The sequence below is a fragment of the Streptomyces sp. A012304 genome (assembly GCF_026008495.1).
Taxonomy (GTDB): domain Bacteria; phylum Actinomycetota; class Actinomycetes; order Streptomycetales; family Streptomycetaceae; genus Streptomyces.
Window position 1 is genome coordinate 13,269 of sequence record NZ_BQUN01000012.1, and the last position, 22,505, is coordinate 35,773.

Sequence of the window (22,505 nt, forward strand, 5' to 3'; positions counted from 1 at the left end):
CTGTTGGTGGTGAAGGGCTTGGGCGAGTCCGTGGAGGATCAGGGCCTGGAAGGCGGAGGCGGATTCCGCCCAGTCGCCGAGGCGGGCGTGGGTGATGCCGATGGCGCGCCAGGTGTTCGCCGCGAGGTAGTCCGCGATGTGCCGGTCCGGTGCCGAGCGGGGTCCGTCACGAGCGCGGGGAGTTGCCGCAGCCGGTCGAGGGCTTCCCGGGGCCGGGCGAGGGCCAGCAGATCGTGGGCGGTGCCGAGCAGCGCCTGAGCGCGGCCGGCCTTGTCGTCCTCCCGCTCGAACAGCTCGACCGCCCCGTCGCCGTAGGCCAGTGCGTCCTCGAAGCGTTCCTTGGCGGCCGCGGCGTGCGCGGCGTGGGCCAGTGCCCACGCCTGCTGCACCTGGTCACCGGCCTGCCCTGCCAGTCGCTCGGCCTGAAGCGCCCGTCGCTCGGAGGCCGCCGAGTCCCCCAGGAACAGTTGGAGGGACCAGGCCAGCTGGTTCAGTTGCGCGGCCTCGGTGCGTGGGTCGCCGAGTTCTCGGGCGGCGGTCGCCGACAGGGCGAAGACCTCGGGCCAGTGGCCCCAGAAGATTCCCCAGTGCGCGTACCAGTGCATGGACTCGGCGACGGCCACCACCATGGTGTGCCGGCCGTGCGCTGCCGCGTCCCGCAGCGCGGCGAACCAGTTCTCCCCTTCGTCCTCCAGCCACTCGCGGGCCGCGCGCCGGCTGTGCGGCACGGCCGAAGTGCCGGGCGGCGGGGTGTGGTCCGGTTCGAACCACTGGCCGGCCGCGCGGGCCGTGTGCAGAAGCCATTCGTTCATACGGGTCCGGGCGGCCCGGATGTCCTCGGCGGTCTCCTCGTCCCGTAGGCGATCGGCCGCGTAGAGGCGGATCAGGTCGTGGAAGGCGGCCCGGTCGCCCGTGGTGGGAATGAGCAGGCCGAGTTCGACGAGCTCGTCCAGCGACTGCTCGGTCCGGCGCGGCGACAGGCCGGTCAGTACGGCGCCGAGCGCGCTGCCGAAGTCGGGGCCCGGCACCAGCGCGAGACGCCGGAACAGCAGTCTGAGGTCGGGGGTGAGCTGTGCGTAGGAGAGGGCGAACGCCGAACTCGATGTGCAGGTCCCCCGCGGTGAGCCGGTCGAGCCGCAGTTCTTCGGCGGCGAGCCGGTCGGCCAGGTCGTGGGCGCTCCACGCGGGGCGGCTGAGCAGCCGGTTGCCGGCGATGCGCAGGGCCAGCGGGAGGTGACCGCACTGTTCGGCGATCTCACTCAGGGCGGCTTCGTCGAGGCGGGCCGGAGTGTCCTCCCGGGTACTGATGATCGCTCCGAGCATGCCGGTCGCGGAGGCCGCGGGCAGCGGGGCGAGGGCTAGCCTTCTGGCGTGCGCGATCCCGGTCAGGGCGCGGCGGCTGGTGATCCAGACCGCGCCGTGTCCCGCACCCGGCAGGAGGGGACGCACCTGTGTCTCGTGGGCCGCGTTGTCCAGGACGAACAGGACCCGCTTGTCCCGGAGGAGCCGGCGGTACAGGGACTGACGCTCGTCGGTGTCGGCCGGGATGTCTCGCGTGCCCACGCCCAGTGCCTTCAGGAGCCGCAGCAGGGCGTAGTGCGGTGCGACCGGCTCCGCGTCCAGGCCGCGCGGGTCGACGAAGAAGCATCCGTCGACACAGCGCTCGGTCAGCTGCCAGGCAGACCGCACAGTCCGGGCGCCGGGTCCTTGGGGCGGCGACGACCCGCGCGGGCCGCCGCGAGCAGTTCGGCTCGGTCGGCCGGAGCGAGTCCGAGGGCGTCCGCGAGGGCTTCCACGGTGCGGGCTTGCGGACCGAGGCCACGGCCACGCTCCATGTCGCCGATCGCCCGGCCACTGACGCCGGCGGCGTCGGCGAGTTCCTCCAGGGTCAGGCCCGCCGCGTGCCGATGACCACGCAGCAGCGTTCCCAGGGACGGGGCACGCGTGGTCACCTCAGCTCCCGCTTCTCCGATCGTCAGGTGATGAGATCCTACGCACTCCCGACGCGGCCGGGATCCCACGGCGCGGTCGCTGAGGAGCAGGAGTTCTTCCCGTCGTTCTTCCTGGACGGGCGCGGATCTCTCCGGTGTCATCGTTCTTGGCACACAGTTGATCCACAGAAGCCTTGGAGGAGGCCCCGTGCCTGTAGTCCTCTCGACCACGTCGCTGTCCCCGAGCCAGCGGGCCGAGTGCTGGCACGAGGCGGTCTCGAACACCTTCATTCCGCTGCGGGTGAATCTTCTGGAGCGGGAGCCGTCCGCGGGGACGATAGCGAGCGAGCGGCTCGGCTCTCTGCAGATGGCCGTGGTGCAGGCCGGCCCGCAGGTGGTCACCCGCAGTCCGCGCCTGATCGCCCGGGACGGCGAGGAGTGGGTCACCGTGGCCTTCCAGCACCGGGGAACCGCGGCGCTGGAGCAGGACGGCAGACAGGTGCTGCTGCGCCCCGGCGAGTTCGCCCTGTCCGACTCCGGCCGCCCCTTCCGCAAGGAGCTGGCCGACGACTTCGCCTTCACCGCCGTACACCTGCCCCGCAGCGCTCTGGGAGTGCCCGAGCAGGACATACGGAAGCTCACGGCCACCGTCTTCTCCGGCGACCACGGCAGCAGCGGACTGGTGGCCACGTATGTGACCCGCCTGGCCCAGGGCATGGGGACGTACGACGCGTCGGTCGGGCCCAGACTCGGCGTCGTCGCGAGGGACCTGCTGGCGATGCTCGTCCAGGAGCGGTCCGGAGCGCTGAACCCGCACGCGCCGGAATCGGCCTCGGGCATGCTGGCGCTGATCAAGGAGTACATCGCACGGAATCTGGCCGATCCCCGCCTGTCGCCCGAGATGATCGCGGCCGCCCACCACGTGTCGGTCCGCTATCTCCACAAACTGTTCGAGCACGAGGAGACCACCGTGAGCCGCTGGATCCAGCGGCAGCGCCTGGAGCGGTGCCGGCTGGACCTCTCCCGGGCCACGGACAAGCCCACCACGGTGGCGGCGGTCGCCCGCCGCTGGGGCTTCGCGAGCCCCAGCCACTTCAGCCGTGTCTTCCGCAGCGCGTACGGCATGACACCCCGCGAATGGCAGACTGCGGCGGCCTGAGCCGGCACCGGGACCGCGCCTCACTCGCCGGCGCCGCTGGCGGCGCCGGCGTGACCTGCCGCTGAGCGACGACGGGCGGCTCAGTCGAAGCGCAGGTCAGAAAGCTGCCGTTCGAGGGCGGTGATGTCGTCGTCGGGCGTCGTCTCCGACGACGCCGGGCGAGCCGCCATGGCGGCGGCCAGTTCGCCGCCCGCCCGCTGGATGCGTGCGGGCAGGCCCTCGGTGTAGTCGTCACCGCCCGATCCCCAGTCCTCGGACGCCGCGTACACCGCGGTGGATACGACGGCGGCGCGCAGGTAGGCGAAGAGCGGACGCAGGGAGTGCTCCAGGACGAGGGAGTGCCGGGCTGTGCCTCCCGTGGCCGCGATCAACACCGGCGTGCCGGTGAGGGCGTCCGGGTCGATCAGGTCGAAGAAGGACTTGAACAGCCCGCTGTAGGAGGCGGTGAACACGGGCGTCACGGCGATCAGACCGTCCGCGCCCGTCACCGCGTCGATCGCGGCGGCAAGTTGGGGCGGCGGGAAGCCGGTCACGAGATGGTTGGCGACGGCGACGGCCAGCTCGCGCAGCTCGATGACCTCGGTCTGGACGCCGTGGCCCTCAGCGGCCAGGTCGGCGCGGGCGGCCTCGGCAAGCCGGTCGGCGAGCAGGCGGGTGGACGACGGGGTGCTCAGCCCCGCCGAGACGGCGACGAGCTTCACGCGGCCGTCACCTCCGGCGCGGTCCGCAGGGACGCGTGGGTGGGCGCGTCCGGCACATCGGCCGGGCGGCCGATCGCGAACTCCTTGCGCAGCACCGGTACGACCTCCTCGCCGAGGAGGTCCAGCTGCTCCAGCACGGTCTTCAGCGGCAGTCCGGCGTGGTCCATCAGAAACAGCTGCCGCTGGTAATCGCCGACGGTCTCACGGAAGGACAGCGTCCGCTCGATGACCTGCTGCGGGGAGCCGACGGTCAGCGGGGTCTGCTCGGTGAACTCCTCCAGCGAGGGCCCGTGACCGTACACCGGCGCGTTGTCGAAGTACGGGCGGAACTCCCGTACGGCGTCCTGCGAGTTGCGGCGCATGAACACCTGTCCCCCCAGGCCCACGATGGCCTGCTCGGGACGGCCGTGACCGTGGTGGGCGTACCTGCGCCGGTACAGCTCGACCATCCGCCGGGTGTGGTCGGCGGGCCAGAAGATGTTGTTGTGGAAGAAGCCGTCGCCGTAGTACGCGGCCTGCTCGGCGATCTCGGGCGAGCGGATCGAGCCGTGCCAGACGAACGGCGGTACGCCGTCCAGCGGCCGGGGCGTCGAGGTGAACCCCTGCAACGGCGTGCGGAACTTGCCCTCCCAGTTCACGACGTCCTCGCGCCACAACCGGCGCAGCAACGCGTAGTTCTCCTTGGCGAGGTTGATGCCCTGCCGGATGTCCTGCCCGAACCAGGGGTAGACCGGGCCGGTGTTGCCGCGCCCCATCATCAGGTCCACCCGGCCGTCGGCCAGGTGCTGGAGCATCGCGTAGTCCTCGGCGATCTTCACCGGGTCGTTGGTGGTGATCAGCGTCGTCGCGGTGGAGAGGATGAGTTTCTCGGTGCGGGCGGCGATGTAGCCGAGCATCGTGGTCGGTGACGAGGGCACGAACGGCGGGTTGTGGTGCTCGCCGGTCGCGAAGACGTCCAGGCCGACCTCCTCCGCCTTCAGCGCGATGGCGACCATCGCCTTGATGCGCTGACGCTCCGAGGGGGTACTGCCGTTGGTCGGGTCGGGGGTGACGTCCCCCACCGAGAAGATTCCGAACTGCATGGGCGCCTCTTCGTTCCGGCGAACTGTGTTGACACCGGGAATGTAGGCACCGGCTGGACAGTGCCGGTGCCTGTCCGTGCAGCGGAACTTGCCCGTCAGTGCCCATTCGTGGCTGCCGCTTACCGGTCTGCGATATACCGAACGCCTGCTCGACCACCGGGCCTTGCTGGACACCCAGGTGACCCTGCGCGGCTGCCTCGCGGCACCGCCGGTCTGACGCCCCGTCCGCACGATCTGCCCGCCCGGACCGTCGCCGAGACGGTCACCCTCGTCGAGGCCGACGACTGGCCGGCCGACGACAGGGTCGCGGCCGACCTCCGCCAGGCGGCACCGTCGGCCGAGGCCGCCGCGCTGCGGGCCGCGCTGGAGGTGGTCGGCCTGTCGGGGCTGCCGCTGGACACGGCGGTGGGCCCGGGCGGGCGGCTGCTGTCGCAGGGGCAGCGCAGGCGCCTCGCCACGGCACGGGCCGTACTGCGGCGTCCTCGGGTCCTGCTGCTCGACGAGCCCGTGGCCGGCCTGGACCGCCCCACCGCCGAGACGCTCCTGGCCGCGCTGTGCCGGGCGCTGCCGGAGACCGCGCTGGTGATCGCCCTGTAGGACCAGGACCTCGGTCTGCTGGACGGTGCGCCCGCCAGGGTCGTCCGGCTGTCAGGCCGTGTGCAGGGCGGCGTGCAGGGTGTCCGTCATCTGGACCCGGGCCGCCTGGGAGGCGTATGTGTCGCGGAGGAAGTCGAACAGGACGAATCCGTGGATCGTGCCGTGGTAACGGACTGAGGCGACCGGGACGTCGGCCTCCCTGAGGTGCGCCGCGTACGCCTCCCCCTCGTCGCGGACCACGTCGGCCTCGGCGGTGAGGACAAGCGCCGGTGGCAGGCCCCGTAGCCGGCGTGCGGGTGCGCGCAGAGGGGAAACGATGTCAAGCCCACGGGTCTTCGGATCCGGCGCGTACTGCTGCCAGTACTCGGACATGACGGCGCGGCTCAGGAAATACCCGTCGGCGAACTCGCGGTAGGACGGGGTGTCCATCGCCGCGTCCGTCACCGGGCAGACCAGCACCTGGTGGCGGAAGCCCGGCCCGCCGCACTCCAGCGTCACGAGAGTGAGGGCGGCAGCGTGATGGGCGCCGGCGCTGACTCCGACGACCGCCATCCGGCTGCCGTCGAGACCGCACTGCGCGCCGTTGCGGGCGATCCACCGGGCGACGGTGTGCGCCCGCTCGACGGCGCCCGGGTGCCGTCCGTCCGCCGGTACCTCGTACTCGGGGACGACCACGGCGGCGTCCGTCCCGAGGACGAGGTCCGTCACCAGGTTCCGGTGCGCGTACGCGTCCGTCAGCATCCAGCCGAGCCCGTGCAGGTAGAGCACTACCGGCAGCGGCTTGTCGCTGCCGGCGGGGCGGAGGATGCGTACCCGGATCCGGCGGCTGTCGCTGCCCGGCAGGGCGAGCCACTCCTCCTCGACGTCGGGCTCGTCCCGGCCGTCGCCGTTCCAGAGGGCCGCCATACGTGCTCTGGCCAGGGCCGCGTCGCCGTTCCCGGAGGAAGGGCAGCTGTGCGCCTCGGCGAAGGCCCGGGCCTGCCGTTCGAGGACGGGCGCAGACCGCGGGGGCGGCGGGTCTTCGGCCAAGGGAACTCCTGCGGGGGCGGTCACGGGCCGTGCGAAGGGGCGGCTCTGTCGGCACGCGGTATCCACCCTAGGGGCCGTCGACAGCATACGGGTGAGGTGGGCGTACTCGCCTTGTGCCGCTGAGTGCACAGTTCCAGGCCGGCTCGCACAGGGCGTGCAGTCATATGACCTAACGCCGCCCGATGCCGTCGTCACAGGCTTGTGCCATGGGGCGTGAAAGGGACTGGGGGGAGTCATCATGAGCACTCTGTCTGGAGTCGAACAGCCGGCGCCCGCCGGTTCCGCGTCCGTGCATCACTTCGGCTACCTGCGCCTGACCGTCTGTGAGCCGGGCTCCCTCGTCCGGTACGCGGGAGCCGGGGACGCGATCGCCGTGCTGGTCCCCGGCGACGGTGCCGTGCATCTGGTCCAGGACGGCCGCGGTACGCGCGTGGAGAGCGGGCAGCTGGCGCTGATCGACCTGCGCCGGCCCTTCAGAGCCGACATCGACCGGGAGGCCCCGTCCCGGCTGCTGCTCTTCCGCCTCCCCGCCCACGCCCTGCACGTCCCCGACACCGCCCTGCGCACCGTCACCGCCCGCGCCCTCCCGCCTACGGACGGGGTGGCCGCGCTGCTGGCCCCCCTCCTCCACAACCTCGACGAGTCGGCCTCCCGGACGCCCCCCGCGGTGGGAGAGCGGCTCGGGGGCATCGTCACCGAGCTGGTGGCCGCCCTGGTCCACGAACTCACCGAGGACAAGGACGAGGAGGCGGACCGCCGGGCCGGACGCCACCAACTCGTCCTCACCATCCGTGAGTACATCGACCGCCATCTCGACGACCCCGAGCTGTCCGCCGAGCGCATCGCCGCCGCGCACCTCATCTCGGTCCGCTACCTCTACCGCCTCTTCGAGGACGAGGGCGTCTCCGTGGGCCGGCTCATTCTGCGCCGCCGCGTGGAGGAGTGCGCCCGTGAACTCGTCCGCCGCGCCCGGGTGAGCCAGTCCATCGCCGTGGTGGCCGCCCGCTGGGGCTTCCGCAATGCCGCCCACTTCAGCCGCTCCTTCAAGGCCGTCTACGGACAGTCCCCGCAGGAGTGGCGCCGCCGGGTCCGCACCCACACGACCGAGCAGCCCCCGGTCTCCTAGGGGGCGACGGGCGGGCCCGGTCGTCGCGCCGACCGCCGGGCGGTCCGCCGTGCGGGGCGGCCCCCGGGACAGCGGGGCACATCCGGCTCCCGTCGGCCGCCGGGCACCCAACACGCGCGCAGGCCACGGCCGGCCTACGACAATGGGCACATCCGATCCCCCCACCAATCGCTGAACGGCACACCGTTAGCGCAGACCCCAGCCCGTCTACGACAACGAGCGCGTCCGTTCCTCGCGCCAGTCGCTCGGCGGTACGCCGTACGCCGCGCGGAAGGCGCGGCTGAAGTGGGTCGCGCTGGCGAAGCCCCAGCGTCGGGCGACCGCGGCCACCGTGGTGTCGTACAGCCCCGGACGGGCCAGTTCCCGGCGTGCCTCCTCCAGGCGGCGGTGCTGGATCCAGCGGCCGATCGTGCTGCCGTGTCCCTCGAAGAGCTTGTGGAGGTAGCGGAGGGAGATGTGCTGGGCCGCGGCGACGGCGCCCGGCGTCAGCTCCCGGTCCCACAGCCGCCCGTCGACGTGGGCGCGTATCCCCCGCACCAGCTGACCGCGCTCGGCGCCGCCGTCCCGCGGCCCGGAGTCGATGTCCTCGACGGCCAGCAGCGCCACCAGCTCGGCCACGCTGCCCGCCAGATGCACTGCCGTCGCCGGCGCGTACGCGGGTGCGTCGGCGAGCCCCCGTACGAAGGGGACGAGCAGCGGCGCAACGGCCCCGTCGGCGAACGGCGCCCGCCGCCCGAGGTCCCGCGCCTGGCCGTCGGTGAGCGCCATGGCCCGCCTCGGGATCCGCACCAGATGCAGCTCGAAGTCCGCGGCCTCTTGCCGGTGGAGGGCGAAAGGCTCGCCGCCCTCGCACACGAAGAGGTCCCCGGCCCGGCAGGGCTGAGACACCCCTCGGCGGACCAGGGACGCAGTACCGGAGGTGTGGACGCCCAGCAGCAGATGCGGTTCGGCCATCTCGTCACCCGGCTCACAGACGTAACCCTGTGCCGTGCCCCGTACCGTGCCCATCCACAGGAAGCCGAGCGTGGTGCCGGTGGTGGTGAGGCGGGCGGGTGCGGGTGTCGAGTCCATGGGTTCCAGCCTCGGCTGCTCGCGGGGGAAGCAGAAGGCGGTGCGGCGATCCGTGCGGGCAGAGTCAAGAACCGTGCGCGCTCGGGCCATCGAGGTCATGGCACCCTTCTTGTCTGACGTGTACGACGTGGGGGGGGGGACCGTGAGGAGCGGCCGGGACGACGACACGGCACTGGTCGGTCGGCAGCGGGAGCGCACACTGCTGGAGCGGTCCCTGGAGAGGGCACGGTCCGCGGCGGGCGGCTCGGCGATGGTGCTGCGCGGTGAGGCCGGGATCGGGAAGACCGCGCTGCTGGACTGGACGGCCGCGCGGGCCGAGCGCAGCGGCTTCACCGTGCTGCGGGCGGGGGGCAGCGAGGCGGAGGTCGGCATCGCCTTCGGCGCGCTGCACCAGGTGCTCGGCCCCCTGCTGGGCAACTCGCGCGCCCTGCCGCCACCGCAACGGGCCGCCCTGGAACGGGCGTTGGGGCTGCGCGACGGCCTTCCCTCGGGCGGTTTCATGGTCGGCGCGTCCGCGCTGGCGCTGCTCGCGAAGGAGGCGCGCCGGCGCCCCGTGCTCATCCTCGTGGACGACCTGCACTGGGTGGACTCCTCCAGCGCCGCCGTCTTCCTCTTCCTCCATCAGCGCCTCACCGACCTGCGCACGGTCATGGTCTGCACCAGCCGCCCCGGCGGCCCCGCCCTCGACGGCTGGCCCGCGCTCCCGGTGGATGTGGAGGCCCTCTCGGGCGACGACTCCCGCACCCTCCTCAGCCGCTGGCACCCCGCCCTGGCCGCCGCCACCGCCCAGCGGGTCGTCGCCGAGGCCGCGGGCAACCCCCTGGCCCTGGCCGAACTCCCCGGCCAGCTGGCCACCGAACACCGCCAGGGCATCGCGCCCCTGCCCGAGCAACTCCCCCTGGGACAACGCCTGGAAGCGCTGTTCGTACGACGCCTGCGCGCGCTCCCCGCGGACGCGGCCCGGCTGCTCCTCCTCACCGCGCTCGACAGCGCCGACGGGACCATCGGGGAGGCGGTCTTCGGGCCGGGCTCCGCCGCCGACGGCACCAGCACGGAACCGGATCCCTGTCCCGGCCGTACGGAACACCTCCTCGGCCACATCGAGGCCGCCGGGCTGGCCAGTCTCGATCAGGCCGGGCGGCTGGTGTTCCGGCATCCGCTGGTACGGAGCGCGGTGATCGCCTCCGCCGCGGAGCCGGAGTTGCGGGCGGCGCACCGGACGCTGGCGGGGCGGCTGCGGGAGGACGACCCGCGCCGGCTCGTGCACGAGGCGTCGGCCGCCGAGGGGCCCGCCGAACCGCTGGCCGCACGGCTCCAGGAGGCCGGCACCCGTATCGCGCTGCGCGGCGGCGACGCGGAAGGGGCTCTGCTCCTTGACCGCGCGGCGGCCCTCAGCGTCGACCCCGAGGCGCGGGCCCGCCGGCTGACCTGGGCGGCCGTGATGTCGGCCCGCGGCGGCCGGCTGGCGTACGCCGCCCGGCTGGTGGAGGAGCTGAAGCGGGGCCCCGTACCGCAGGACGTCGCCCCGCTGTTCGCCTACGCGGTCGTGTACGTCGACCAGAGCCACCACGTCGACTTCGCGTCCACCTTCTCCCTGCTGCCGGCGGCCCTGGCCGCGCTCACCGCCCCGGGCGCCCCGGACGCGCCGGTCCACGGCGACCTCGTCGAGCAGATGTTCTTCAAGCTGCTGCTGGCGTCCGCGTACACCGGCGACCCCCGAGGCTGGGAGACCCTGGAGCGGCACCGTGAACGTGTCTCCCCGGCCGCCCGTCTGTGCCACCGCGCCTGGGCGGACCCGCCGCGCACGGCGCACGGCGCGGAGGCGGAGCTGCGGGCCATGGTGACGCGTATGACGGCCCGGCGGGAGACAGGCGCCGCCTGGCTGCTGCTGTGGGCCGCGGCGGCGGTGGACGGCGCCGACCCGGACCTGTGGCGTCTGTTCAGCGGCGAGCACGCGTACGCCACTCAGGGCTCGGTCGCCAAATCGCGCTGCCACCAGGCGTTCCTGCGCGGCCGTTGGGACGCGGCGGAGGACTGTCTGCGCGAGGCCGACACCGCCGAGGAACTCGGCTATCACACCAACGCCCTGCTCTTCCGGCACTACTACGCGTACTTCCTGGCGGGCCGCGGTGACGAGCGGGGCCTGCGGGAGATACGGCAGCGGATCGCACCGATCGCCGCACGGGCCCGGATGCGGTTCGTCACCGACCACCTGGACCACCTCGACGCCCTGGCCGCTCTCGCCCACGGCCGGTACGAGGAGTCGTACGCTCGGCTGCGCCGCATGATGACGCCGGGCGAGCTGCCGGGCGACCTGTCCTGGTTCCACCTCCCGTTCTTCGACTTCGTCGCGGCCGCCGTGCGCTGTGGCAGGCAGGCGGAGGCGCTCGCCCTTGTCGCGGCCGGGCGGGCGGCGCGGATGGACGAGATCTCGGGGCACCACGCCTTCCTGCTGGCGGCGGCCACCGCGCTGGTGGCCGAGGACGAAGGGGCGGACGCGGCGGACGCGGCCTACGCGGCGGCGTACGCGGTGCCGGGCGCGGGCCGGTGGGTCTTCGACCTGGCACGGCTGCGGCTGGCCCACGGTTCCCGGCTCTGTGCGAGGGGCCGGCGGGCGGAGGCGGACGAGCTGCTGCACACCGCCTTCCGCACCTTCCGCGAGCTGCGGGCCACGCCCTGGGAGCAGCGGTGCCAGGACGAACTGCGTGCGGTGGGCCTCCTTCCGGACCCGGCGGCGCCCGCCTGCCCGCTCACGGCCCAGGAGCTCCGCATCGCCCGCCTGGTGGCCACCGGCCTCACGAACAAGGAGGTCGGCGCGGCACTGAAGCTCTCTCCCCGTACGGTCGGCGCGGCCCTCTACCGCATCTTCCCGAAACTGGGGATCACCTCCCGGGCCGCTCTGGCCCGGGCTCTGGCGGCTCCGCCAGAGCAAGGGCCACTCCGGCCCGGGTCGTGATGCCCAGCTTGGGGAAGATCTTGTAGAGATGGGCGCCGACGGTACGGGGTGACAGTCCGAGCCGGTCACCGATCTGACGGTTGGTCAGGCCCTCGGCGGCGAGTTCGGCGATGCGCAACTCCTGGGCGGAGAGCACAGGATGGGCCGGGGCCTCGGTCAACGCGGCGACTTCGCGGGACGCCCGGTCGGCCCAGGGGGTGGCGCCGAGGCGAGTGAAGGCGGTGAGCGCTGCTTCGAGGTGACCGGTCGCGGCATCGCCCCGGCCCTGTCGCCGCAGTGCCACACCGTGGGCCAGGTGGGCGCGGGCCAGCGGAAAGGGCCAGGTGCCGGCGCCGGGGTGGGCGTACACGACCGCGTACCGCTCTTCCCTCTCGTCCTCGTCGTCGGTGGCGATGGCCTCGGCGACGGCGACGAGGAAGGCGTGGTGGGACGAGACCCGGTCGATCCCGGCCGCCCTGACGGCCTTGAGGTGGCACGGCACCTCGGCCCGCCGCCCGCTGTCGACGGCGGCCTGCACCCAGTCGACGAGCGAGAGATGGAACCAGGGAGTACGGGGCGGTACGGCGCCGGAGGGGGTGAGGACCCGCGCGTGCTGCCAGGCATCCTCCGCGCGTCCGTCGGCGAGGGCGGTGAGTACCTTCAGCCCCGTCAGCCGCTCCGCGAGTGGACGCATGTGCCGCTCACGGGCCGCCGTGCCGAGGACCGGCTCCAGCTCGGCGAGTCCGGCGCGGTCGCCGCGGGCGGCGAGGACCTCGGCCACGTTCTGCAGGAACAGCATCTCGGTGAACCGGTGGCCGCAGCCGGCGGCGATCTCGGCGCCCTGCCGGGAGGCGGCGAGGGATGCGTCCCAGCGGCCGTGCAGGAAGTCGTCGTGGGCCCGGACGACGTCGAGGAACGCCTGAGTCGCGTACGCATGACGGCGCGCGAACCGGCTCCACAGCTCGCGCTGCTCCCCGACCGCGTCGACGGCGGCGGCCGTCCACAGCAGGAGCCAGGCGGCGGCGGTCTCCTGGTCCTCGGGCAGTGCGGCGACCGCCTCCCGCAGCCGGAGCGGCACATCGTCGGCGGTATCGGAGGGGCCCGCCCAGGCGCGCCGGCACAGCACCGCGAGTTCGGAGGTGTCCGCCAGGGGGTGTTCGGTGACGGCCCACGCCTGCTCGTTTCCGGTGCACACGGCGACGACGAGGAGCAGGAAGAGGACGCGGTCGAGCAGGGCCGCGCGCTGCTCGACCGCCGCGGGTGAGGAGAGCAGGTCCAGCGCCTGGGGCAGGAGCTCGATGGCCGGCATCGGATCACCGTCGAGTTGCAGCCGGGTGCAGGCGACGACGAAGGCGTACACGGCGGCGGGCTCCGGCTGTCCCGGGCGGGCCTCGGTCTCGGCTTGGGCGACGAGTTCGGCGGCGAGGCGCAGGCGTCCGCCCCGCACCGCCATCATGGCGGCGGTGACGAACCTCGCCGTCCGGCTCACCGGGTCCGGGCTGATCCCGGCCGCCCGCGCCATCATCCGGGCCGCTTCGGCGTCGGCGCCCTGCGCGGCCATCCGGTCCGCCTCGTCCTGGACCAGCACGGCGAGTTCGCTGTCGGTGCCGATGGCCGCGGCGGCGAGGTGGACGATCCGCTGCGAGCTGCTGTCGGGCAGGGCGTCGGCGAGCAGGCGGTGCGCGGCCCGGCGTTCGGCGGGCGCGGCGATGTGGGCGACACCGGCCCGGACGAGCGGGTGGTGGAAGGACAGGTGGCCCGAGGCCGGGTCGGTGTACGCCAGGCCGGCGGCGGCTGTGCGGTCCTGGAACTCCGCCCAGCTGGTGTCGGGGTCACGGTCGGCCAACTCCCGCAGCACGGTGACGCGTTGGGCGAAGGAGCCGCCGAGGGACGCGACCAGGAGGAGATGGCGGACGGGGGCGGGGAGGGCGCGGAGGCGGTCTTCGTAGAGGCGGCCGAGGCGTTCGCTCAGGGGGAGTTCGTCGAAGGGGTCGGCGAACGGGGTGGGCGGGGGTCCCTCCAGGTGAGCGGGGCCGTCCAGCGCCGCCTCGCGCACCTGTGCCGAAAACTCGTGCAGCGCGAGGGGGTTGCCGCCCGCGGCGCGCAGCACGCGGTGGTGTGCCCCGTCGGGGAGTCGGGGGTGGAGGGCACCGAGGAGCAGTTCCGCTTGGCGTTCGTCGAGGGGTTCCAGGTCGAGCAGGCGGCCGGGCAGTCCTTCGGTGTCGTCGGGATCGCGCCGGCTCACGGCTCCCGTGAACCGCGTGGCCGCGATGATGACGACGGGCAGCGGGGCCAGGTGCAGGCGGACGTACCCGAACACGGCGGTGCTGGACGGATCCGCCCACTGGAGGTCGTCCAGGAGGAGGACGAGAGGCCGACGGGCCGCGGCATGGGCGAGCAGGGTCAGGGCGGCGCCGGCGACGGTGAACCCCTCGGGGGGTTTACCCTCGCGCAGCCCCAACGCCCGTTCCAGCGCCGCGCGCTGGTCCTCCGTCAGGGCCACCTGGGCGTCGTCGAGCAGCGGCCACAGGACCTGGTGCAGCGCGGCGAACGGCAGCCCCGACTCCGCCTCGGCACCGGTCATCCGCAGCACGCGCAGACCTGCGCGGCGAGCCGCCGCTTCAGCCACCTCCAGCAGCGCGGTCTTGCCCATGCCGGGATCGCCGCGCAACAGGACCGATGCCCCGGTGGAGCGGATCTCCGCCAGCGCCGCCCCGATGACCGCGATGTGCGCATCCCGCCCGGCCAGGACCGGAACGGCCCCTTCGCCCTCGGGCACACCCGCACCGCTCATGAGCCCCGCTCCCCCTTCGTCCCCGCCATGCCGCCGCTCTTCCGGGGCTCGCTCAGTAGACCAGACGGGGGCCAAGAGGTAGGAGTCGTGCATGGGGGGACGGCGCCGGATCGACGGGATTCAGCTGCCGTTGCCGGGCGCGACGGGGCTCACCCGCGGCACCGACGCCTTCCCCGTGTTGGAGACCTTCCCGCCGGTCCACGCGACCCTGATCGACGCGGTCTCGTCGGGCGGGGTGACGAGCACGGCGGCCGGCGTCACGGTGGTGACCCCGGTGAGCGCCGGGTTGGCGAAGGTCAGCGCGGACCAGGCACTGGCCCCGGGGGCGAGCGCCACCTTCCGGGCCTCCTGCGCGCCGCTCCGCTCGGGGTTCGGGGTGACCGCGTCTCCGGCGCTGTCGACGAACGCGAGGCCCGGGTAGCCGTACACCGTGCAGGTGCGGCGGGAGCCGTTGGTGAGGACGACGGCGAAGTTCTCCTGGCCGGCTCCGGGGTGGTCGGGGCCGATGGATGCCCGCAGCTCGGAAGTGTGGCATCGGGTGCCCGTGGCGGCTGCGGGGGCGGTGGAGGCCGCGGTGGCCGGGGCCTCGGTGCCGGGCTCGGTCACCGTAACCGTCGCCGTCGCCGTCGCGGTCGCCGCCGCTGTCGTAGCCGTAGTCGCTGTCGTAGCCGTGGACGGCTTTCCCGCGTCGTCGCTCGTACAGCCGCTCAGCGCGGCCGCGAGCGTCGCGCAGCAGGCGAGTGCGGCGGCCGTGGCTCCGGGGTGCGTCATGGTCTGGCTTCCTTGTCACTCGGTCCTTGCGACGGGGCGACAAGGAGATCGGGGTCGTTGTCCGCGATTCATCCTCGGGCCAGGAAGGCACGGGTGTGGCGACCGCCGGGGCTCTGTGCACCGTGGGAACACGACTGTGCGTCCAGGTGCGGCGGCCGGGCCGTCAGTCCGCGTCAGCCGTCTCGATACGGGCCAGCAGCGCTTCCAGGGCGGCCAGTTGCCGCCGGTCGAGCGAGCCGAAGAGACGGCGGAGCAGCTGCGTTCCAGCCCGCTCGGCCGCTGTGAGGGCCGTCCGGCCCTTCTCCGTCAGGAAGACGGTCTTGCGGCGGCGGTCGTCGGGGTCGCCGGTGCGGGCGATCAGGCCGCCGCGTTCCAGGCCCTCCACGATCTGTGTGACCGAGCGCGGCGCCTGGCCGAGGGCATCGGCGAGTTCGGCCTGGTGCAGCGTGCCGTGGGCGGCCAGCACCTGGAGAACCTTGGTGCGGGCCAGGGAGATCCCGGCGGCCGCGACCATGTGCCGGTCGAGCCGCTCACGCACGTCGTGGGCGAGGGCGAGGAATGACAGTCCTACCTGCTCAGGAATGGCTTCGGCGCTCATCACTTCGTGCTGGCTCATGGTTCGGGTAGTCTCCCACAACATATTCATGAGGTACCTCATCAATAGGGGAGCGTGATGGACCACCCCGTTGCCGTGATCACCGGAGCCACCTCCGGACTGGGCCGCGTCGCCGCCCTCGAACTGGCCCGGCGCGGCTACCGCATCGGGGCGGTGGTCCGCTCCCGCAAGAAGGCCGAGTCCCTGCGGAGCGAGGTCGAGGCGGTGGCGTCCGACATACCCTTCGACGTCTTCCACGCCGACCTGGGGCTCATCTCCCAGGCGCGCCGGGCCGGGGAGGAGATCGCCGCCCGCCTGCCGCGGGTGGACGTGCTGGTCAACAACGCCGGTCTGCACGCCTTCTCGCAGCGCGTCACCGTCGAAGGCCTCGCCGAGATGACCGCGGTCAACTACCTGGGGCCGTTCGTCCTCACCCAGGCCCTGACGCAGCTCCTCGCCGCCTCGGCACCGGCGCGGATCGTCAACGTCGCCTCCGAGGCGGCCCGGCAGGCGAGGACGATCGCCCCGGCCGAGGATCTGCGCCGTACCGACCCCTACACCCGTCGCGAGTCGATGGCCCTGTACGGGCGGACCAAGCTCATGACCATCATGTGGACCCAGGAGCTGGCCCGGCGGCTGGATCCCCGGCAGGTCACCGTCAACTGCTGTGACCCCGGGTTCAACGCCACCGGCCTCGGCCGGGACCTGCCCGGCTCCGGAGTCCTCCGGCGGCTGCTGAACGTCCTCGGCGTCGGTGATCCCCGCAAGGGCGCCGGCATCATCGTGCGGCTCGCCTCCGACCCGGCGTTCGCCCTCCTCAGCGGAGGCTATTTCTCCGTGCGCGACGCCCTGCCCCTGGAGTGCCCCGAGCCGGGCCGCGACGCGCGCGTGCAGAAGGAGCTGTGGCACGAGACCGTGGCGCTCCTCGCCGAGCACGGGGTGGGGTGAGCCGGGCGTTGCTGAGAGTGCACAGTTTCGCGCCGCCATCGAGTGCGGGGTGGACGTACCGAAGACGCGAGCCCGGCCGTGGACCTGGTGATCCGGCCGTCTGCCGACGTGTTCCGGTCCCCGGGGCCGGGGCTCCGCAGTTTGTCGGAAACTTGGCCCCGGTGATTCACGCCTTGTAGAAAGACGCGCAGTACGAGGGGAGACACCATGGCCGAGCAGCGGAAACGTGTCCGGGTGGGCAGTGACGCACTGCAGGAACTGATCGAGGAACTCGCGGTGCGGCTCCAGCGGTCCGTGGTCGTCGACGATCCGCTGGTGCGGCTGATCTCCTCCAGCCAGCACTTCGGGGACGAGGACCCCGTCCGCATCCGCAGCCTGCTGCAGGGCCGGGCCGACGCGCAGATCATCCGGTACGTCCTCGACCAGGGCGTCGCCCGCTGGACGAAGCCGGACTTCGTCGAGGGCCGCGACGACCTCGGACTGCTCACCCGCTACTGCGTCCCGCTGCGCGAGCGCGGCGAACTCCTCGGCCTGCTGATGGTCGTCGCGCCCGACGGGACCCTGGCGGCCGAGGAGACCGACGCCATCGCCCGGGCCGTCCCGGCGATCACCGCCCAGCTCCGCGCCGACCAACTCGCCGCCGACACCGGGGACACCGACCTGAGGGAGGCGCTGCTCGGTCTGCTCGGCACCGGAGAGACGGCCCGCGCCGCCGCCCGTCAGCAGCTCCTGGACAGCGGCGCTCTGCCCGACGCCCGGCACGCCGTGGTGACCGTCGTGCAGGTCTCCCGCTCCAGCGAACCGCCCGGCCAGGTGGAACTCGCCCTGCGCGGAGCCCTGGAGCGGTTCCGCAGCACGCGCGCGGCCGAGGGCGCCCTGGCCGTCTCGCAGGACGGCGCAGTGCTGCTGCAGCTGTCTGCCCAGCCAATGGCGGAGCGGGAACTCGTGGAGCAGGCCACGACCGTCAAGGAGGCACTCACCGCCTACCTGGAGACTTCGGCCGCCCCCGTGCTCGGCATCGGCGGCTCCCAGGAGGGGCTCGCCGACGCCTGGACCTCGCACGAACAGGCGCTCGTAGGGGCCCGCGCGGCACGCCGACTGACGCATCTGAAGGGCGTCGGCATCTGGGACTCGCTGGGCGAACTCGCCGTACTCCTGCAGGTGCCGGATCATGCCCTCACTCCGTCGCTGCTGCCCGGACCACTGCGCCGCCTGCTGGACAGCACCGGTGGCCAGCGGCTGGAGGAGACACTGGCGTGCTTCCTGGAACACGCCGGGTCCATACCGCGTACGGCGGAGATCCTCCAGATCCACCGCACCTCCCTCTACTACCGGCTGCGCCAGATCCAGGAGATCACCGGCCTGGATCTGGACAACGGCGGCGACCGGCTCGTGCTCCACCTCGGCCTGCGGATGCGGGAACTACTGGCGGAACACGTCTGAGGAGAGCCAGGTCACACGCGTTCCCGGCGCTTCCTACAGAGTGATGCGGAATTCGCCGACCGATCCCTACGGAGCGCGGTGGTGGCCGGGGGCCCGGGCGACACACAATCGCGGTAGCCAGGAGCCGTCCCTGACATCGCGCCGACGACAGGTCGGCCCAACGCAGTGGCGGAGTACAGCGATGACGAGGAGCGGCCGAAGTGGGCATGGGACAGCTGACGACCAGTGACGGGGTACGTCTGGTGTACCGGGACAGCGGAGGCGAGGGCTTCCCGCTGGTGATGCTGCACGGCTGGGGCCAGACGCAGGAGATGTTCCGGCACCAGACGGCGGGGCAGGCACCCGCCCGCCGCGTCATCACCGTGGACTTCCGGGGGCACGGGCATTCCGACAAGCCGCACCACGGCTACCGGATCGCCCGCTTCGCCGCCGATGTCCTGGAGCTCGTCGACCACCTGGGGCTCGACCGATTCGACGCGCTCGGCTGGTCGATGGGGTCCTCGGTGTGGTGGAGCTTCATCGACCAGTACGGCACCGGCCGCATCCGCCGTTTCGTCAGCGTCGACCAGCCCGCCGCCGTCGCCGCCGTACCGTGGATGTCGACCGAGGAGCAGGAGCAGTCGGGCGCCATCATCGACGTGGCTGGACTCGTCGCGCTCGGCGCACAACTTGCCGGGCCGGACGGCGAGCGGGTGCGGTACGACTTCGTCCGCGGCATGTTCTCCGGCGACCCCGACCCCGAGTTGCTGTCCTTCGTCGGCGAGCAGATCAAATCCACACCGGCCCACGCCGGTGTGCCCCTGCTCTTCGACCACGCCGCCCAGGACTGGCGGGACGTGCTGCCGCGCATCGATGTGCCGACGTTGGTCATCGGGTGCGACGGCAGCCATGTCCACCCCCGCTCGCAGCGGTTCGTCGCGGAGCGGATCCCTGACGCCCGGCTGCATGTCTTCCCGGCCGGCGTGGCCAACTCGCACTTCCCGTTCCTGGAGAATCCGGCCGCCTTCAACGCGGTGGTCGGCACCTTCCTGGCGCACGCGGACGCCTGAATCCGCGGCTCGCTCAATTCCCGCTGCCCGCACGTCAATTCCGCGCATTAATTCCAAGCGGTAATTTCACGCGGTAATTCCGTGCAGCTATTCCATGGGTTCCGCGGACTATTCCGCGGACTATTCCTCTTAGAACCGAACACGAGAACACGAAACGACGGGAGCCCGAAGTGACCCGGTCGACCACCTCACCCATGCCTGAAACACCCCGGCAGAAGCCGTCCGGAACGGCCCCGGGAAACGACTCGGGCCCTTTCATCGCCTTGCCCTGGCCCGTCGGCGACGACGGCGATCACCTTTATCTGGCCGTCAACGTCTCCGACGACATCGTGGTCCTGGAGGGCGAATCCCTGGTGCGTATGGAGCCCGGCGATCTCGTCATCAGCGCCGGCCGTCGCCTCGGATTCGCGCCCGGCCCCGCACAGCCGGCCGTGTTCCGGATTCCCTTCTCCCTGCTCGACGCGTCGGCGGGCGACCCGCGCGAGGTCCCCCACACCCATCTCAGCGGGCGCGGCGGACTGGCGTCGCTGGCCTCCCAGTTCCTGACCGCCCTCGCCAGAACACCGGGGCCCGAGCGACTGGCCGGCGGTCGACGGCTCGCCCTCAACACGGCCGACCTGGTGGCGCTGCTCGTCGGCGAGGTCCTCCAGGAACGCAGGCCGCCCACGGCCGGCCCGGGCCACGACCTGCTGACGAGGATCCAGCACCACATCCAGGACCACCTCATGGACCCGGACCTCTCCCCCGAGTCGATCGCCCGCGCGCACCACATCTCGGTGCGTTACCTGCACAAGCTCTTCCAGAGCGGCGGCACCTCGGTGGGTGCCTGGATACGGCAGCGCCGGCTGGACGCCTGCCGTGCCGAACTGCGGCGGCAGCGCCGCACGGTGGCCGCCGTGGCGCACAGCTGGGGCTTCACCAGCCCCTCACATTTCAGCAGGGTCTTCCGGCAGGCGTACGGCCTCTCGCCCAAGGAGTGGCGGGCCGCGGTGTCCGCCGACTCCTGAACCGCCCCCATTCCCACCCCCCGCCGCCGGCACCCTCCGTGATCCGAAAGGGAACCCCCATGCCCAAGCCCACCGTCGTCCTCGTCCACGGGGCGTTCGCCGACGCGGCCAGCTGGTTCGCCGTCGTCGCCGAGCTGCAGAGCCACGGCATCCCGGTCGTCGCCGCGCCGAACCCGCTGCGCGGCCTGGCCGCCGACGCCGCCCACATCGCCTCGGTGGCCGCCCAGATCCGCGGTCCCGTCGTCATGGTCGGGCACTCCTACGGCGGCGCGGTGATCACCGTCGCGGGCACCGCCGCGAACGTCGTCGCGCTGGTGTACGTGGCCGCGTACGTCCTGGAGGAGGGCGAGAGCCTGGGCGAACTGCAGGGCCGCTTCCCGCCGGCCGGGCTGGCGGGCGACCTCATGGAGTGGACGTACCCAGTTCCCGGCGGCGGTGAGGCCGTCGAGGTCACCATCGCCGAGGAGGCCTTCCCATCGGTGTTCGCCGCCGACGTGACCGGCACGGTCGTCAAGGTGCTCGGCTCCTGCCAACGGCCGCTCGCCGCTGCCGCGTTCGACGAGAAGGCCACCGCCGCGGCCTGGCGGACCAGGCCCTCCTGGGCTCTGGTGGCGGGCGCGGACCGGGCGATCGGCCCGGACGTGGAGCGGTTCGGCGCCGCGCGGGCCGGCGCGACCGTCGTCGAACTCGACGGCGCCTCGCACGCCGTACCCCTCTCGCAGCCCACGGAGGTCGCGCGGCTCATCCGCGACGCCGTCCACGCGGTGAGCTGACCACCGCCTCGTCAAGGAGGAACGGACCGATGAAGACTTCGCTCAAACCGCTGCTGCGGCACTGGGAATGGCAGGCGGAGGCCGCCTGCCGGGGCATGCACAGCTCAGTGTTCTTCTCCCCGCCCGGCGAGCGGGGCCACGCGCGCCGGCAGCGCGAGGAGGCCGCGCACGAGATCTGCCGGGGCTGCCCGGTGCGCCCGGAGTGCACCGCCTTCGCGGAGCAGTCCGACCAGCGCTACGGCGTGTGGGGCGGCCGGAGCGAGTCCGAACGGCGTGCGCCGTACGGCGACCGTACGCGAGGGTGACCACATGCGGACGCCGGGGCGGCGGATCGCTTCCGCGGCCCCGGCGTCGGGCGGCTCGCCAGGAGCGGCGCAGCAGGTACGGGTGGGCGTCCGTCAGGGTGCGGCTGGGAGCCCGGAAGACACCGCCGACCCGCGGAACGCGTCCGCGTCGAAGGCGGCCGATGACTTGGTGCTCCGCTCCTTACCCATCACTCGGTCCGCTCGATCCGGGCGGCCAGGAGGTTGGGATCGTGGTTGGTGAAGTAGGCACCGCTGGCGATGTAGGCGGTGGTGCCGCGTACGGCGAGCGAGGTCGGGTTCTCCAGGCCGTCGGCACCGGTCAGTACGACGCTGTGGCTGCCGTCCGGCCGGACCAGGGCGACCTCGTTGTCCGCGTTGATCGCGGCGAGGAGGGTGTCGCCCCGGCCGGTGAAGGCGAAGTCGTCGATGTCCTTCAGGCCCGTGGCCCGGGTCTGGACGGGACCCGCGGTACCGCGCCGGGTGACCGGGATGCGCAGCACGGTGCCCTGGTCCAGGTTGGAGACCCATACGGCGTCGTCGTGGACCTTGATGCCGTTGGCGCCGAGGAATCCGGCGGCGGCCAGTTCGGGCGCGGTGGACCAGCGGGTGGCCGTGCCTCCGCCGGCCGGTATCCGCCAGACCGTGCCGAGGACCGAGTCGGCGACGTAGAGGTGGCGTCGGCTCCGGTCGAGCGCCAGGCCGTTGGGCAGTCCGTCGGCCGGGAGCGCGGCGACGCGCTGCGGGATGCCGCCGGGACGCAGGCGCCACAGGCCCGTCAGGTCGCTGCTGCCGGTGGCATAGACGAAGTACAGGGTTCCGTCGTGGGCGCGGACGACACCGCCGAGGAACGGTGACGACAGGGCGGGGGTGGTGGCGCCGGCCGGGGGTTCGGGCAGGGTGGCGAGGACGCGCACGGTGCCGTCGCGGTCGATCCGGGCCAGTTGGCGGCTGAAGGCGAACGTGACGACGGCACTGCCGCCGGGCTCCAGGGTGATGTTCTCCGGCCGCTGCCCGTCCGCCATGTCGAGGTGGGCGACGAAGCGCACATCCGGTCTCGGGGCGGCGGTCGCCAGGGTCGTGGGCCCTGCCGCGGTGACGGCGAGGGCCGCCACGACGGCGGAGGCCAGCAGGCCGGCGCGGGTTCGGGTGGGGCTCTTGGGCATGGAGTCTCGCTCTTTTCTTTCTCGTG

Annotated in this window: 20 protein-coding genes; 10 read left to right on the plus strand and 10 right to left on the minus strand. The window is 72.8% G+C overall.

What is annotated here, in order from left to right; genetic code table 11:
- Positions 1 to 38: 38 nt before the first annotated feature.
- Positions 39 to 1,259, minus strand: a complete 1,221-nt coding sequence (locus tag ALMP_RS03200) for a tetratricopeptide repeat protein (protein WP_264924479.1) — start codon at positions 1,257 to 1,259, stop codon at positions 39 to 41.
- Positions 1,260 to 1,667: 408 nt separating this feature from the next.
- Complete coding sequence (locus tag ALMP_RS03205) at positions 1,668 to 1,952, minus strand: helix-turn-helix domain-containing protein (RefSeq protein WP_264924481.1); 285 nt, start codon at positions 1,950 to 1,952, stop codon at positions 1,668 to 1,670.
- Between the two features lie 187 nt (positions 1,953 to 2,139).
- On the opposite strand from ALMP_RS03205, the gene ALMP_RS03210 reads away from it, so the two are divergent.
- On the plus strand, positions 2,140 to 3,090 hold the full coding sequence (locus tag ALMP_RS03210; RefSeq protein WP_264924482.1) for a helix-turn-helix domain-containing protein: 951 nt from the start codon (positions 2,140 to 2,142) through the stop codon (positions 3,088 to 3,090).
- 80 nt (positions 3,091 to 3,170) lie between these two features.
- On the opposite strand, the gene ALMP_RS03215 is transcribed toward ALMP_RS03210, so the two are convergent.
- Positions 3,171 to 3,791: an FMN reductase gene (locus tag ALMP_RS03215; RefSeq protein ID WP_264924484.1), complete on the minus strand. Its 621-nt coding sequence runs from the start codon at positions 3,789 to 3,791 to the stop codon at positions 3,171 to 3,173.
- The gene (locus ALMP_RS03220; protein ID WP_264924485.1) at positions 3,788 to 4,873 is read right to left on the minus strand and encodes an LLM class flavin-dependent oxidoreductase; all 1,086 of its coding nucleotides are present in this window, start codon (positions 4,871 to 4,873) and stop codon (positions 3,788 to 3,790) included. The genes ALMP_RS03215 and ALMP_RS03220 overlap by 4 nt, the downstream gene beginning before the upstream one ends.
- 108 nt (positions 4,874 to 4,981) lie before the next feature.
- Here ALMP_RS03220 and ALMP_RS03225 point away from each other — a divergent pair, with 108 nt between their 5' ends.
- Positions 4,982 to 5,470: an ATP-binding cassette domain-containing protein gene (locus ALMP_RS03225; protein ID WP_264924486.1), complete on the plus strand. Its 489-nt coding sequence runs from the start codon at positions 4,982 to 4,984 to the stop codon at positions 5,468 to 5,470.
- Positions 5,471 to 5,521: 51 nt separating this feature from the next.
- On the opposite strand, the gene ALMP_RS03230 is transcribed toward ALMP_RS03225, so the two are convergent.
- Positions 5,522 to 6,499, minus strand: a complete 978-nt coding sequence (locus tag ALMP_RS03230) for an alpha/beta hydrolase (RefSeq protein WP_264924488.1) — start codon at positions 6,497 to 6,499, stop codon at positions 5,522 to 5,524.
- A gap of 238 nt (positions 6,500 to 6,737) precedes the next feature.
- On the opposite strand from ALMP_RS03230, the gene ALMP_RS03235 reads away from it, so the two are divergent.
- Positions 6,738 to 7,625: a helix-turn-helix domain-containing protein gene (locus ALMP_RS03235; RefSeq protein WP_264924489.1), complete on the plus strand. Its 888-nt coding sequence runs from the start codon at positions 6,738 to 6,740 to the stop codon at positions 7,623 to 7,625.
- 207 nt (positions 7,626 to 7,832) lie between these two features.
- Here ALMP_RS03235 and ALMP_RS03240 read toward each other — a convergent pair whose 3' ends face one another.
- Complete coding sequence (locus tag ALMP_RS03240) at positions 7,833 to 8,696, minus strand: AraC family transcriptional regulator (RefSeq protein ID WP_264924490.1); 864 nt, start codon at positions 8,694 to 8,696, stop codon at positions 7,833 to 7,835.
- A gap of 142 nt (positions 8,697 to 8,838) precedes the next feature.
- On the opposite strand from ALMP_RS03240, the gene ALMP_RS03245 reads away from it, so the two are divergent.
- The gene (locus tag ALMP_RS03245; RefSeq protein WP_264924492.1) at positions 8,839 to 11,652 is read left to right on the plus strand and encodes a LuxR family transcriptional regulator; all 2,814 of its coding nucleotides are present in this window, start codon (positions 8,839 to 8,841) and stop codon (positions 11,650 to 11,652) included.
- On the opposite strand, the gene ALMP_RS03250 is transcribed toward ALMP_RS03245, so the two are convergent.
- The 3 genes from ALMP_RS03250 to ALMP_RS03260 form a co-directional block, all read right to left on the minus strand.
- The gene (locus ALMP_RS03250) at positions 11,579 to 14,425 is read right to left on the minus strand and encodes a LuxR family transcriptional regulator (protein ID WP_264924493.1); all 2,847 of its coding nucleotides are present in this window, start codon (positions 14,423 to 14,425) and stop codon (positions 11,579 to 11,581) included. The genes ALMP_RS03245 and ALMP_RS03250 overlap by 74 nt on opposite strands.
- Before the next feature lie 120 nt (positions 14,426 to 14,545).
- On the minus strand, positions 14,546 to 15,196 hold the full coding sequence (locus ALMP_RS03255; RefSeq protein ID WP_264924495.1) for a DUF4232 domain-containing protein: 651 nt from the start codon (positions 15,194 to 15,196) through the stop codon (positions 14,546 to 14,548).
- Positions 15,197 to 15,359: 163 nt separating this feature from the next.
- Positions 15,360 to 15,812, minus strand: a complete 453-nt coding sequence (locus ALMP_RS03260; RefSeq protein ID WP_264924496.1) for a MarR family winged helix-turn-helix transcriptional regulator — start codon at positions 15,810 to 15,812, stop codon at positions 15,360 to 15,362.
- 57 nt (positions 15,813 to 15,869) lie between these two features.
- On the opposite strand from ALMP_RS03260, the gene ALMP_RS03265 reads away from it, so the two are divergent.
- From ALMP_RS03265 to ALMP_RS03290, 6 genes are all read left to right on the plus strand, one after another.
- A complete protein-coding gene (locus tag ALMP_RS03265; RefSeq protein WP_264924497.1) occupies positions 15,870 to 16,739 on the plus strand; it encodes an SDR family NAD(P)-dependent oxidoreductase in 870 nt (289 codons plus the stop codon).
- A gap of 207 nt (positions 16,740 to 16,946) precedes the next feature.
- Positions 16,947 to 18,182, plus strand: a complete 1,236-nt coding sequence (locus tag ALMP_RS03270) for a CdaR family transcriptional regulator (RefSeq protein ID WP_264924499.1) — start codon at positions 16,947 to 16,949, stop codon at positions 18,180 to 18,182.
- 206 nt (positions 18,183 to 18,388) lie between these two features.
- A complete protein-coding gene (locus ALMP_RS03275; RefSeq protein WP_264924500.1) occupies positions 18,389 to 19,231 on the plus strand; it encodes an alpha/beta fold hydrolase in 843 nt (280 codons plus the stop codon).
- A gap of 194 nt (positions 19,232 to 19,425) precedes the next feature.
- On the plus strand, positions 19,426 to 20,238 hold the full coding sequence (locus ALMP_RS03280) for a helix-turn-helix domain-containing protein (protein ID WP_264924502.1): 813 nt from the start codon (positions 19,426 to 19,428) through the stop codon (positions 20,236 to 20,238).
- 59 nt (positions 20,239 to 20,297) lie between these two features.
- A complete protein-coding gene (locus ALMP_RS03285) occupies positions 20,298 to 21,011 on the plus strand; it encodes an alpha/beta fold hydrolase (protein ID WP_264924504.1) in 714 nt (237 codons plus the stop codon).
- Positions 21,012 to 21,040: 29 nt separating this feature from the next.
- On the plus strand, positions 21,041 to 21,316 hold the full coding sequence (locus tag ALMP_RS03290; protein WP_264924505.1) for a WhiB family transcriptional regulator: 276 nt from the start codon (positions 21,041 to 21,043) through the stop codon (positions 21,314 to 21,316).
- A 188-nt stretch (positions 21,317 to 21,504) separates the two neighbouring features.
- Here the strand turns inward: ALMP_RS03290 and ALMP_RS03295 are convergent, their stop codons facing one another.
- Entirely contained in the window at positions 21,505 to 22,479 is a 975-nt protein-coding gene (locus ALMP_RS03295; protein ID WP_264924506.1) for an SMP-30/gluconolactonase/LRE family protein, read from the minus strand.
- Between the last annotated feature and the right edge of the window lie 26 nt (positions 22,480 to 22,505).

Excerpts from the sequence above, each read along its gene's own strand:
- ALMP_RS03220 (WP_264924485.1), bottom strand. The coding sequence starts at position 4,873 with ATGCAGTTCGGAATCTTCTCGGTGGGGGACGTCACCCCCGACCCGACC.
- ALMP_RS03235 (WP_264924489.1), top strand. The coding sequence starts at position 6,738 with ATGAGCACTCTGTCTGGAGTCGAACAGCCGGCGCCCGCCGGTTCCGCG.
- ALMP_RS03240 (WP_264924490.1), bottom strand. The coding sequence starts at position 8,696 with ATGGACTCGACACCCGCACCCGCCCGCCTCACCACCACCGGCACCACG.
- ALMP_RS03250 (WP_264924493.1), bottom strand. The coding sequence starts at position 14,425 with ATGAGCGGTGCGGGTGTGCCCGAGGGCGAAGGGGCCGTTCCGGTCCTG.
- ALMP_RS03255 (WP_264924495.1), bottom strand. The coding sequence starts at position 15,196 with ATGACGCACCCCGGAGCCACGGCCGCCGCACTCGCCTGCTGCGCGACG.
- ALMP_RS03260 (WP_264924496.1), bottom strand. The coding sequence starts at position 15,812 with ATGAGCCAGCACGAAGTGATGAGCGCCGAAGCCATTCCTGAGCAGGTA.
- ALMP_RS03265 (WP_264924497.1), top strand. The coding sequence starts at position 15,870 with ATGGACCACCCCGTTGCCGTGATCACCGGAGCCACCTCCGGACTGGGC.
- ALMP_RS03270 (WP_264924499.1), top strand. The coding sequence starts at position 16,947 with ATGGCCGAGCAGCGGAAACGTGTCCGGGTGGGCAGTGACGCACTGCAG.
- ALMP_RS03275 (WP_264924500.1), top strand. The coding sequence starts at position 18,389 with ATGGGACAGCTGACGACCAGTGACGGGGTACGTCTGGTGTACCGGGAC.
- ALMP_RS03280 (WP_264924502.1), top strand. The coding sequence starts at position 19,426 with ATGCCTGAAACACCCCGGCAGAAGCCGTCCGGAACGGCCCCGGGAAAC.
- ALMP_RS03285 (WP_264924504.1), top strand. The coding sequence starts at position 20,298 with ATGCCCAAGCCCACCGTCGTCCTCGTCCACGGGGCGTTCGCCGACGCG.
- ALMP_RS03290 (WP_264924505.1), top strand. The coding sequence starts at position 21,041 with ATGAAGACTTCGCTCAAACCGCTGCTGCGGCACTGGGAATGGCAGGCG.
- ALMP_RS03295 (WP_264924506.1), bottom strand. The coding sequence starts at position 22,479 with ATGCCCAAGAGCCCCACCCGAACCCGCGCCGGCCTGCTGGCCTCCGCC.